This is a genomic window from Paraburkholderia sp. ZP32-5 (genome assembly GCF_021390495.1).
Classification (GTDB): domain Bacteria; phylum Pseudomonadota; class Gammaproteobacteria; order Burkholderiales; family Burkholderiaceae; genus Paraburkholderia.
The window spans coordinates 2437538-2449062 of record NZ_JAJEJP010000002.1 but is presented as its reverse complement, the minus strand read 5'-3'; the positions used below and the strand labels follow the sequence as shown (position 1 = coordinate 2449062).

11 protein-coding genes are annotated in these 11525 nt (G+C 62.3%); 5 read left to right on the top strand and 6 right to left on the bottom strand.

All coding sequences use genetic code 11. The annotated features are described in order from the left end of the window. From L0U82_RS29690 to L0U82_RS29670, 5 genes are all read right to left on the bottom strand, one after another. Positions 1-513 (bottom strand): (2Fe-2S)-binding protein, encoded by a 513-nt coding sequence (locus L0U82_RS29690; protein WP_233836668.1) that lies wholly within the window; start codon positions 511-513, stop codon positions 1-3. 12 nt (positions 514-525) lie between these two features. Then, positions 526-1407: an FAD binding domain-containing protein gene (locus L0U82_RS29685; protein ID WP_233836667.1), complete on the bottom strand. Its 882-nt coding sequence runs from the start codon at positions 1405-1407 to the stop codon at positions 526-528. A 30-nt stretch (positions 1408-1437) separates the two neighbouring features. Further along, a complete protein-coding gene (locus tag L0U82_RS29680; protein ID WP_233836666.1) occupies positions 1438-2142 on the bottom strand; it encodes an SRPBCC family protein in 705 nt (234 codons plus the stop codon). A 123-nt stretch (positions 2143-2265) separates the two neighbouring features. Beyond that, positions 2266-3060, bottom strand: a complete 795-nt coding sequence (locus L0U82_RS29675; RefSeq protein ID WP_233836664.1) for an alpha/beta fold hydrolase — start codon at positions 3058-3060, stop codon at positions 2266-2268. Between the two features lie 163 nt (positions 3061-3223). Then, positions 3224-3622: a carboxymuconolactone decarboxylase family protein gene (locus L0U82_RS29670; RefSeq protein ID WP_233836663.1), complete on the bottom strand. Its 399-nt coding sequence runs from the start codon at positions 3620-3622 to the stop codon at positions 3224-3226. A gap of 136 nt (positions 3623-3758) precedes the next feature. On the opposite strand from L0U82_RS29670, the gene L0U82_RS29665 reads away from it, so the two are divergent. The 5 genes from L0U82_RS29665 to L0U82_RS29645 all read left to right on the top strand — a co-directional run bounded on the left by L0U82_RS29665 (position 3759) and on the right by L0U82_RS29645 (position 10272). Further along, on the top strand, positions 3759-4442 hold the full coding sequence (locus L0U82_RS29665; RefSeq protein WP_233836662.1) for a GntR family transcriptional regulator: 684 nt from the start codon (positions 3759-3761) through the stop codon (positions 4440-4442). Between the two features lie 398 nt (positions 4443-4840). Continuing rightward, positions 4841-6139 carry an MFS transporter gene (locus L0U82_RS29660; RefSeq protein ID WP_233836661.1) on the top strand — a complete coding sequence of 433 codons (1299 nt, stop codon included), beginning with the start codon at positions 4841-4843 and terminating at the stop codon, positions 6137-6139. 150 nt (positions 6140-6289) lie between these two features. Beyond that, the gene (locus L0U82_RS29655) at positions 6290-7696 is read left to right on the top strand and encodes a uracil-xanthine permease family protein (protein ID WP_233836660.1); all 1407 of its coding nucleotides are present in this window, start codon (positions 6290-6292) and stop codon (positions 7694-7696) included. 233 nt (positions 7697-7929) lie between these two features. Next, entirely contained in the window at positions 7930-8973 is a 1044-nt protein-coding gene (locus L0U82_RS29650) for a porin (RefSeq protein ID WP_233836659.1), read from the top strand. A gap of 210 nt (positions 8974-9183) precedes the next feature. After that, positions 9184-10272, top strand: coding sequence for a porin (locus L0U82_RS29645; RefSeq protein ID WP_233836658.1), 1089 nt, complete (start codon positions 9184-9186; stop codon positions 10270-10272). 311 nt (positions 10273-10583) lie between these two features. On the opposite strand, the gene L0U82_RS29640 is transcribed toward L0U82_RS29645, so the two are convergent. Beyond that, on the bottom strand, positions 10584-11510 hold the full coding sequence (locus L0U82_RS29640; RefSeq protein ID WP_233836657.1) for an alpha/beta fold hydrolase: 927 nt from the start codon (positions 11508-11510) through the stop codon (positions 10584-10586). Positions 11511-11525: the final 15 nt, after the last annotated feature.

The following is an 11525-nucleotide window of genomic DNA, read 5'->3' as shown; positions in this document are numbered from 1 at the left end:
TTACTCCGTAGCGTGTGCCGCCGGTGTGTTGGCGCGCTGTTCGCGGATGCGCTCTGCCGCGAGCAGGGCAGCGGCTACGATCGGTTGATAGCCGGTACAGCGGCACAGATTGCCCGTGATCGCTTCGCGGATCTCGTCTTCGGTCGGCGAATCCGTTTCGTTCAGCAGTTCGGTCAGCGTCATCAGCATGCCGGGCGTGCAGAACCCGCATTGCAGCGCGTGCTTTTCGCTGAAGGCTTTTTGCAGTTCGTTGAGCGTGCCGTCCGCCTGGGCGAGACCTTCGACGGTGGTCAGCGAGCGGCCGTTCACCTGGGCGGCGAGCGTCAGACAGGCGCGCGCGGTGCGGCCTTCGATCAACACGGTGCAGGCCCCGCATACGCCGTGCTCGCAACCGTAGTGCGTGCCGGTGAGTTCGAGGTCGTGACGCAGGAAGTCACCGAGCATGCGGCGCGATTCGACTTCGCGCTCATACGCTTGACCGTTGACAACGACTCTGACGATACGAGTCTCCATGTCCTTCTCCTCTTACGATTGTCGTGCGACGCGCGAGAACGCGGTCTTCAGCGCTCTTTCGGTCAGAACGCCGGCGAGATGCTGGCGATAGTCGGTACTTACGTGCGCGTCGGTCATCACGTCCAGCTCGCGGGCGGCGTCGCTGGCAATGCGCAGCGAGCTTTCGTCCATCGGGCGGCCGTGCAGCGCGGCTTCCACTTCGTGCATCCGGACCGGGCCGGGTGCGACGCCGCAGATCGTCAACGAGACGCGGTCAAGGCGTCCTTGCGCATCGGCGGTGCAGAGCGCCGCGACGCCGACGATCGCGTAGTCGCCATGGCGCCGCGCGAACTCTTCGAATGCATAGCCGTGGCCTTCGGGCCAGATCTCGAGCGAGATGCCGGCGAGCAGTTCGCCTTCTTCGAGCGCGGGCGTCATATACATCAGCGCCCAGTCGGACATCGGCAATTCGCGGGTCGTGACCGCGCCGTCTTCATAGCGGGCGATCGTCAGGATGCCGTCGAGCGCGGCGGTGAAGCACGGCTGTTCCGACGACGGATCGAGCTGGCACAGGCTGCCGCCGAGCGTGCCGCGATTGCGGATCTGCTTGTGGCTCACCAGTTGGTAAGCCTCGCGGATCAGCGGTGCGCGCCTGGTGACGAGCGGCGACAGTTCGATGTCGCGCTGGCGCGCCACCGCGCCGATATGCAGACGGCCGTCGCGTTCTTCGATGCGGGTCAGTGCGTCGACGCCGTTCAGGTCGACCAGGTGACTCGTCATCAGATACCGGAAGTTCATCATCGGCATCAGCGACTGGCCGCCGGCGAGTACTCGCGAATCTTCTAGCGTGCCGAGCAGTCGCACGGCTTCGTCGACGGTGGTCGGCGCGTGATACTGGAATTCACTGGGTTTCATGCGTGCTCCGATAGTGCGGCGGTGACTTCTTCAGTGCTGCTGCTTGGCGCCGAAGAGCCGCGCGAAGAAATTCCGGACCGACTGCCACATCGCCTTGCGCACCAGCGCGCCGGCGTCGAGCGGCACGACCGGTGCCGGCGGGGGAGGCGGACGACGCGCTTCGGTGGCGGGCTTCGGCGCATCCGTTGCGCCGGCCGGGGCCGATGCAGCCGGTTGGCCTGCGGCCGGTTCGCTCGCGGCGGCCGGTGCGGCTTCGGCAGCGGCGTGCGCCGCGTCCGATTCGATCAGGGCAGCCAGATTCTTCGCGAACTGGTTCAGCATTTGCTGCGACAGCGCTTCGATCATGCCGGCGCCGCGTCCGTACTGCGCGACCGTGCCCGACAGATTCACGTCCGACACGACGTCGACCTTGGTCTTGCCGTCGCCCGCGTCGGCGACTGCCGCGTTGATCTGCGCATCGGCGCCGCCACGGCCTTTCGTGTCGGTGCCGCTGGCGGACACCACGACCGTGCGGTCGGCGTCGTTCTGTTCAGCGATCTTGAATTTGCCCGCGAACTTCAGCGTGAGCGGGCCGAGCTTGACGGTGAAGCCGCCCTTGTAGCTGCCGTCGGGCTGCTGTTCCTTGAGTTCCGCGCCAGGAAAACACGGTGCGGACCGTTCGATGTCGATCATGGTCTTCCAGACGTCCGAGGGCGATGCTTCGACGGTGAAAGACGAACGGATTGTGATTGCCATACAGCCTCCTGGGAGCGACCGGGCCGACCGTGTGCCGCTCCACTAACACTTATTGAGCCACTACTACTGAGCCGTGCGGCGCGTTGAAACGATCCCAACGTGCGGGCGGCCCCACGTTTTAATTCATTGAGCGAGCGTCGACAGAAAGTCGTCGAACACTGCCGCGAACACATCACGCATCTCGAACGCGCCAAAGTGCGCCGCGCCCGGAACCACGACGAAACGGCTGTTCGGCAGTGCATCGGCGATCTTTTGCGATACCGCCGGCGGAATGCTTGCATCCGCATCGCCCGCGACCACGAGCGCCGGTGCCGACACGCCCGGCAGTTCGCCGAGATTGTCGAGCAGCGAGATCGCACGCCAGTTTGCGCTCCAGCTGTACCAGTCGTCCGCGGCGAGTCGCTCGCGGCACTTCTGGATCAGGTCGGGGCGCGGGGTTTCGGCTGCGAACCAGCGCGTGATGGTCTCGTCGATCACTTCGGTCATCGAGCCCTGGCGGTTCATGTCGCCGCGCGCGAGGATGCGCGGGCGCACTTCGTCGGGGAAGCCACCGGCCGTGCCGCAAAGAATCAGGCCGCCGACCAGTTCGGGGAACTGGATCGCGACACGTTGCGCGATCATGCCGCCCATCGAGACACCGATCAGGGTGGCACCGGTCAGGCTTTCCTTGCGCAGCACGGCGGCGATGTCGGCCGCGTGCTCGGCGAGCGTGATCGGAGCGGTGACGGCGCTGGACTCGCCATGGCCGCGAATGTCGATCGCGACGACGTCATACGATGCGGCCCAGACCGCGATGTATTCGTCCCACCAGCTTCGGTCGACGCCGATCGGATGAAGCAGAACCAGCGGCCGGCCTGCTCCACGACGGGAGTAGGCGATGCGGCCGGCTGGAATTTCGCAGAAAGTTGAATGAGACATGACGTATACGGGTAAATCGCGGGGTGCGACAGGTGCTTCGCGCGATGGGCCCTGGGGGCAACCTTCAGCGCGAGACGCCTGCGACCCGCTGGACTTGCCAGACAGACGCGTCTGGAATGGGATGACGAATCAGCAGCGCGCGTTCACCAGCCGCAAACCGCGTTCAGGCAGCAGCAGCCTTCGCCTTCAGTTCGAGCACGACAGCCTTCGCGCGACGCAGACCTTCGGCAGCAACCGGGATACCTGCATACATGCCGGCCTGCAGCACGACTTCGGCAATTTCTTCTTCCGTCACGCCGTTGTTCACCGCGCCGCGCGTATGCACTTCGAACTCGTGCCAGCGGCCGAGCGATGCCAGCATAGCGAGATTCAGCATGCTGCGCGTTTTGCGCGAGAGGCCTTCGCGATTCCAGATGTTGCCCCAGCACACGTCTTCCGTGTACTCGAGGAACGTGGCGTCGAAAATATTGGGGGTCGTGTTCTGCGTGTGGCTCGCGCCAAGCACTTCCTTACGGATCTTTGCGCCGATCGCACGGCGTTGGGAAATCGTAACGTCTTCCATGACTGTCCTTAAGTTCATCCAACTGTTGTAGGATTGTATAATAGGAGGCAGTATCGGAGCTTCACTTCGAAATGTCAATATGATTGTATTACGAAGATCACGTAGCTCCCATTAATTCAAACGGCAAAGAGGTGGAATGAATACCAACAGATTGGTAGTGCGGCCGGTAGCGACGCTGCGCCAGCAGGTGATCGACGGTTTGCGCTCGTGCATTAGCGACTTGACCTTCAAGCCGGGCGACCGGCTGATCGAACGCGAGCTGTGCGAAATGCTCGGTGTGAGCCGCACGCTCGTTCGTGAAGCGCTGAGCCAACTGGTGGCTGAAGGGCTCGTGCAGATCATTCCGCATAAAGGTCCGATTGTCTCCGTGATGACAGGAGATGAGGCGCGAGGTCTATATGAAGTGCGCGCGGTGCTCGAAGCGCTGGCGGGACGGCAGTTCACCGAGCGCGCGTCGGAGCCGCAGCGTGTCGCGCTGAAGGAGGCGCTGCACGAACTGTCGTTGATCCGGAACATGCAGGGCCAGGAAGGCATCATGCTCTTCCTGAAGCAGAAGTCGCAGTTCTACGAGGTGATGCTCGACGGTGCCGCCAATCCCGTCCTCACGGAGATGCTGCGGCTCGTCCATACGCGAGTGATGATGCTGCGCGCGACGACGCTGTCGCAGGACGGGCGTCTGCCGCAAAGCTACGACGAAATCGCGGCGATCGTCGATGCGATCATGCGCAACGACGCCGATGCGGCCGCTGCGGCGTGCAAGCGTCATGTCGAGCAGGCCGAACGGCTGGCGGTTCAGGTGCTCGCCGAATCGACGGACTGAGTCCCGGCACCGCATCAGCGGGCTCGTTTTGTACCCGATACGCTGCGCAGAAGATGAAATCTTCGTCGCACGGCGTGTCGGTTTGCGGACCGGTCCGATGAGCGACACGTAGTCTCGGTATGCTGTTCCTTGCCATCCGCCCGGTTAGCGCTATCCCAGCGTGTTTGCCGGCGCGTCAGCTAGCCGGATCGCGGCTGCGGCAATCGTTCCCCTTTTGATCCTCTCTCCAGCCGACCGACGGCGGCGGTGTTGCACGCCACCAACGGCACACAGACAGTAATACAATAATCCGTATTGCAATCTAATTGCATTACGTTATACTGCGCCCATTGATGAATCGGGCATACGATCCGGGCCAGTCGCTAGGCTTTGCGGCGCAAGATCAGGAGACGGAGACAATGGGCACTACGCGGGGCGCCAACACGGCGTCGGCGGCTTCGGCCGATCCGCAAGGATTCAGGTTGTCGCGCTACCAGTGGCTAGCGCTGATTTCCGCATTCCTCGGGTGGATGTTCGACTCGATGGACCTGAACCTCTTCACACTCGTGCTCGTGCCGAGCGTCGCGCAGTTGCTGCACAGCACGGACGCGACCGAAATCAGCAAGATCGGCAGCTACATCATTGCGGGCAAGCTACTCACGTGGGGTATCGGCGGCGTGCTGTTCGGCGTGGCCGCGGACCGCTTCGGCCGCTCGCGCGTGATGGGCTGGACCATCTTCATCTACGCAGCCTTCACGCTGCTCAGCGCATTCTCCCGGACCTGGGGCCAGCTTGCCGTCGCGCAGGCGATGGCCGGCTTCGGCATCGGCGGCGAATGGGCGGCCGGCGCCGCGCTCGTCGCTGAATCGTGGCCCGGCAAGCAACGCGTGCGCGCCATGCAGATCATGCAGATGGCCTTCGCGTTCGGCTTTCTCGCCGCGGCGCTCGACAACCTGCTGCTCGGCCGTTTCGGCTGGCGCGTCGTACTCGCCGTGGGCGCCGCGCCCGCGCTCATCACGATCCTCGTGCGCCGCTTCGTGCCGGAGCCCCAACGCTGGGTGCAGGTGCGCGACAGCGTCAGAGCCGAATCGGCGATGCAAACCTTCACCGCCATCTTCGCGCCGGGACTGCGCCGCAAGACGATCATCGGCGTGGTCGTGTCGTCGGCTGCGATGCTCGGTTGCTGGGGCGGCCTCACGTTCCTGCCGAGCTGGATTCATCAGCTGTCGGTCGCAGCGGCCGATCATCGCGACATCGGCTCGACAGTCAGCTACGCGTTCATTCTGATGATGATCGGCGCGACGCTCGGCTATCTGACGCTGATCTGGATGCTCGAAGCACTCGGGCGCCGGCTGTCGTACTTCATCTTTTCGGCGGGCTCGCTCGTGGTGTCGCTCGTGCTGTTCATGACGGTGCACGACATCGGCGGAGTGCTGTGGCTGATGCCGGTGTACGGCTATTTCGTGATTGGCGCGTTCGGCACGTTCGCCGCTTATTTGCCCGAGCTTTTCCCGACCCGCGTGCGCGCGACGGGGCAGGGCTTCTGCTGGAACATGGCCCGTGCGCTGACAAGTATCGGTCCGATCGCCGGTACCGCAGTGGTCGCGAAGTTCGGGTCGTTTTCCGCGGCATCGGCGGCGGTGTCGCTGCTGTTTATCGTCGGCATGGTGTCGATCTGGTTCGGTCCCGAGACCAAGGGCATTCCGCTCGATAGCTGAGGATCATTGAAGACAACCGGGCGAGCGAGCCGTTCGCCTCGGGAAATACAGGCGTTTTCTTCGCGCGATTGCGCGTGAAGGGAAAAGAGCGGCGCGGCCCTGGTCCGCGTCGACAGACAGGGTTTCTTTTTCGGTCCAATGGAACATACCTTGAGTAAAGAAATGCCGAAGCCCGGCGCTTCAACCCGGGAGGCCACAGCAGAGCAGTCGTCGGCGCGTATTTTCGACGTCGGCATCAACGAGCGGCTGCCGCTGTCGCAGTTGGCTGTGCTCGCGCTGCAGAACGTTTTCGGCATGACGGGCATGTTCGTGTTTCCGGGGCTGCTTGGCCGCGCATTTCAGTTGTCCGATCCGCAGATCTCCTATCTGTACGGGATGACCTTCATGGCGTGCGGGATCATCACGATCCTGCAGTCGGTGCTGCTGTTGCGCTTGCCGATCGCGCAAGGTCCGTACGCAGGCAGCTTCGGTGCGCTGCTGACGGTCGGTCATTTGCAGGCAGGCGGACTGGGTACGGCATTCGGCTCGTTCTTCGTTGCCTCGCTGATCTGGTGCGTGCTCACGGTGCCGATCCGCGGACGTAGCGTGGTGGGGATGTTCGCGCGGCATCTGCGCCTGCCGATCATCTCCGGAATGATCGTGATGCTGATCATGGTGCAGATCTCCAGCGTCGCGCTGCCGACCTGGATCGGCAGCCCTAAAAGCCCCGGTTTTCCGCTCGTGAATCTGCTTTCCGGTGCGGTCGCCGTCGCCGGCATCGTATTCGCGATGCTGTGGGGCGGCCGCCGTCTGCGCACCGTCGCGATTCTGCTCGGCCTCGCGCTCGGCACGCTGGCTTACACGCTGTTCCAGCCGGTTTCGTTTGCTGCGGTGAGCGCGGCGCCGCTGCTCGTCGAGCCACGTATCTTTCCGTTTGGTTTCGGCGCGCGCGCCGATCTGGTGGCGGTGTTCCTGCTCGTGCTGATTCCGGCCGGCATGGGATCGATGGCCCTTTATCAGGCGGTCGCAGATTGGGGCAACGAGACGCTGACGCCCGGCCGCATGTCCGAAGGGTTGTTTGGCGTCGCGCTCGGTTCGGTTGTCGCGGCAGTGTGGGGTGGCTTCAGCACGATCGCGTATCCCGACAACATCGGCATCTTGCGCGCGACGCGCATCGGTTCGCGCTACGTGACGCTCGCTGCAGGCGTTCTGCTGATCGTACTCGGCGGCTGCGTGAAGTTCGACATGCTGCTGGTCGTCGTGCCGACGCCAGTGATCTCGGCCGCCGCGACGTTGCTGTTCGGCATCGTCTTCATGCATGGCGTACACATTCTCGCGCAGGTCGAATGGGACGATCGCCGGTTGATCGCGGCAGGGCTCGCGTTTCTCGTTGGATTGGGTGGTCTTTTCATCTCGCCTGAAGTCATTCATGCGATGCCGCTGATGCTGCAACTCGTGCTTCAGCAGCCGGTGATTTCGGGTGGCCTGACGCTCGTCGTGCTGCACTCGTTGCTTTGCTCGAAGCAGCAGTCGAAGGAGTCGTCGGGAGCGCCGTCCCGTGCGCAGAATCGGGCGTAGGAAAAGCCGTTGAACACGCCCGGGCGGGTAGCCTGGGTGCGCCCTTCGCGGCACGGTAGTTTGTGAAGATCGAGCGGAGACATCGAAAAAAGCTCGGCATACAGGTTGAATATTTTTCAGTACTTACAAAGACGAAGGCGAATCTTTGGAGTGCGATTCGACACAAGTCAACGTGTGCGAAGAAGCTCCGTTCGCAGCCGCGAATCAACGGTCTGGAAAAGCAGGGTATATAGATGAAAACAAAATTGGGGGTGACAGCGCTTGTGCTCGGCACGGCGCTGATCGCTGGAGATGCTTACGGACAATCGAGCGTACAGCTGTACGGGCTGCTCGATGCATTCGTCGCCTACAAGAAGCCGATGAACGGGCATTCGAGTGTCATTGCCGGTAACGGCGGCATGACGGCGCCGTACTTCGGCTTGCGCGGCTCGGAGGATATTTGTGGCGGCACCAGTGTCATCTTCGATCTCGAAGGCTATTTCAACATCCAGAACGGTTCGATGGGCCGTACCGGTTTCCCGCAGGACGGCCTGTTCTCGCGTAACGCGTACGTCGGCGTGAATAGCCGTTACGGTACCGCGACTGCGGGTCTGATTCCGCCGCTGCTGTGGTTTTCGACCATTACGTTCAACCCGTTCTGGAACTCGTTCGTGTTCTCGCCGATCGTGCTGCACAGCTACGTCGGCGTGAATGGCCAGGGCGTATTCGGCAATGCGGGTGAATGGTGGAACTCCGTGTACTACGCGTCGCCGTCGTACAACGGACTGATCGGGCGCGCAATGTACTCGTTCGGCAACGAGCCGGGCCATCTCGGTCAGAACAAGTGGAGCGGCCAGGTTTCGTACAGCAACGGCGGTTTCGCGACGTCGGTTGTGTATCAGCAAATCAAATACAGCCTGAACGCCGGCGACCTCGACACCGTGTTGCCGGGACTGACGACGCAGTCGGTCGTAAACCTCGGTATGTCGTACGACCTTCACTTCGTGAAGCTGTATGGCCAGTACCAGCACATCTGGGATTCGATCCCGAGTGACGACGTGGGCATCGATACCGGCCAGCTCGGCTTCTCGATTCCGGTGGGTGTCGGCAGGATTCTCGGCTCGGACGCGTATTCGAAGAGTAGCGGCCATAGCTCGGTTTATCGCAACACCTGGGCGCTCTCGTATGACTATCCGCTGTCGAAGCGCACCGATGTCTATGCGGCAGTGCTGTCCGATCGCGCAAGCAAGATGTCGAGCGGCACCACGGCGGGCGGAGGTCTCCGCACCCAGTTTTGATCGACCGCAAGCGCCGGCGACGTGTGGAAGCTGCTGAATCAGCTTCACGGAGCGAGGCGCGCGCGGATTCAGATAACGGCGGCAGGTCGTCGCACGCAGTTCGGAGTCGACCTTCGCGTAATGCACGGTTAATGGCAGGGGAAGTGCAGCACACAGCACATCGCCTGCTCCACGAGTTTAACGATGTTCATGGGAGGAGATATGTTTGAGATGGAAGTAGCAGGTCGCGGCGCACGCAGAATCGGTCTGAAGCGCTCACTGGCCGTCATGACCCTGTTGGGGCTTTCAGCCGGCGTCGCTCACGCGCAAAGCAGCGTTACGCTGTACGGCTCGTTGGACGGCGGCCTGCGTAATCTCGTCAACGGCACGAAGGCGGGCGGTGCGGCGCTGACGATGGCCTCGAACGGCGTGTACAAGTCGAATCGCTGGGGCTTCCTGGGTATCGAAGACCTGGGCGGCGGGTACTATGTGCGCTTCAATCTGGAAGCGGGCTATATTCTGTCGACTGGCGCCAACAGCGCCTCGAACGGCGCGCTGTTCTCGCGTAACTCGACGGTCGGTATCGGCGGTCCGTTCGGTATCGTCGACGTGGGTCACCAGTTCACGCTGCAACACCGTTTGATCAAGGACTTCGAGCCGTTCGACCTGCGCTATCTGGGTATCACCGAAGCGGCTGCGATTTCGGGCGGCACCAGCGGCCGCGACGACAACGCGATCCACTACCACGGCGACTTCGGTCCGTGGACGCCGCGTCTCGTCTATGCACCGGGCGGTATCGCAGGCAGCCTCTCCGACAACACCATGTACGCGGTCGGCCTGAACTACCACACCAAAATGTTCAAGTTCGGCGCGGGCTATACGCACCGCTCGACGCCGTTTTCGGCCACAGCGACAACCACCCCATATTTCGCCAACAATCAATACACCGCGGGCGGTGCTGTGGCGCTCGGTCCGGTCGACCTGATGGGCGGTTATTCGCTCGCCATGCAATCCGTTCCCGCTACGGTGCACGGTGCAACGCGCAATCAATACCTGTGGGGCGGCCTCCGCTATCAGGCATCGTCGTTCTTCCACATCACGGCCGCGTATTACGACAACGACAACACGACGGCCGGCGTGAACGGCAGAAAGGGCGTTGCCATTCTGGGCGCTACCTATTCGCTGTCGAAGAGCACCGAGCTTTATGCTGACGTCGACTACACGCATTTCACGGGTGGTTATGTGACCAATGCAACGCTGAATCCGTCCACACATTCAAAGCAGACGGGTATCTCGTTTGGTATGAATCACAACTTCTAAGAGTTGTTAGCACACGCCGGACTCGCAGAGGGCCGGCGTTGAGTACTTGCGGGCGCGTATCACGCGTGCTCGAAGGCTCTTTTGATCTTTGACGGTGAGGGGCACTGTGCGCCTCTCACCGGTACTTGATCTGGGCACTCAGGCCAGGTACTGCAGCGCGTCAGTACGCAAACGCGGCTTCGAGATCGTCGCATCCGTGCTGAAGTGGTTCGAGAGTCGTGCGGCGCATCGTCGTCGGGAACGGGGCGGCGCTTCTACACGCTGATCTTCGATAACGCGGCAACACCCATTCCGTCTCACGCAGCGTCCCGTTATTGCGTGGACGTGGACATGGACGCCGACACCGACCTGACGAATTCGGCCAGATCGCGATCGAAGCGATCCGGTTCCTCAATGAAAGGCGCGTGGCCCGACTCGGCGTACACCTTGCTCTCGATGTGAGGATTCAGCGCGCTCGCGCGGGCGAGCGTCGCTTGCGTATCGACTAGCGCGTCCCGGCCGCCATAGATGAACAGCAGCGGCACGTGTGCTTTTCTGAGCCCGTCTGCGGCGAACACCGTCATCGTCGGGATTTCCTTTTGCATGTCCCAGGACGCCATGGCCGCATTGGCGAGCAGCCGTTCGAACGTGTCGGCATCCGGGCGATGGTTGAAACACAATCCGACGAACGTGCGCTCACCTTGCAGATGCGTCGTCAGATCTGGTGAGTTCATGTCCCGATAGACCTGAGGATGATCGACGATCTGATCGGCCTTCAGTTCGACCACGCCATCGACATATACCGCACCGGCGATGTCACGGTCTCCATAAGTGGCGAGGTAGTTGGAGATCACCACACCACCCAGCGACCAGCCGACCACGACCGGCTTGCGCGCGTGCGAACCCTTGATGACGGCCGCGAGGTCGTCGCCCCAGCGGCGCCCGTCATGATACGGCTCGGCGCCCGATGGCTTGTCCGACAGACCGTGTCCGCGCAGATCGTACGTAATGATCCGGTAGGGGCGCAACTCGGGGCTGCGCACTTGCGCGTCCCAATTCAGGCGGCTACCGAGCAGACCGTGAACGAGAATGATCGGCGGGCCGTCAGGGTTACCGCTTTCCTGAACCGCCAGCTTTACCCCATCCTTCGATGTCACCGTATAGGTCGTAGGGGTAGCGAGCGCATCAGGTATGGACGCAAGCAGTGTTGCGGCGGATATCGCGGCAATTAGCCCATGAAACAGCATTCGGATCCGCATGGTGCTTTCCTCGAG